Source organism: Achromobacter sp. SIMBA_011, from assembly GCF_046535435.1.
In the GTDB taxonomy this organism is placed as follows: domain Bacteria; phylum Pseudomonadota; class Gammaproteobacteria; order Burkholderiales; family Burkholderiaceae_B; genus Achromobacter; species Achromobacter dolens.
The window spans coordinates 1-231 of record NZ_JAWRWN010001317.1 but is presented as its reverse complement, the minus strand read 5'-3'; the positions used below and the strand labels follow the sequence as shown (position 1 = coordinate 231).

Here is a 231-nt window from a genome sequence, read left to right as displayed (position 1 = left end):
CACCACCTTCCATCAGGGATCACACAATGAAAAACGTTCTTCGCGACCGGGCAGGCTTCACGCTGCCTGAATTCCTCGCCTATGCAAGCATCAGCCGGGCGATCCGCCCATACCGCCGTGTACCGCAATTCGCGATCGGCATCGTTCTCGAAAACTGGGAGCGCAAGACGAGCTATGTCCAGGCTGCGGTCATGTTCATCGACAAGCGGTCGGACTACCGCTTCCAGGAAC

Annotated in this window: 1 protein-coding gene; it reads left to right on the top strand. The window is 58.0% G+C overall.

What is annotated here, in order from left to right; genetic code table 11:
* Window positions 1-26: 26 nt before the first annotated feature.
* The coding region (locus SB816_RS35350) for a hypothetical protein (RefSeq protein ID WP_410548665.1) at window positions 27-231 on the top strand (205 nt) is incomplete at its 3' end.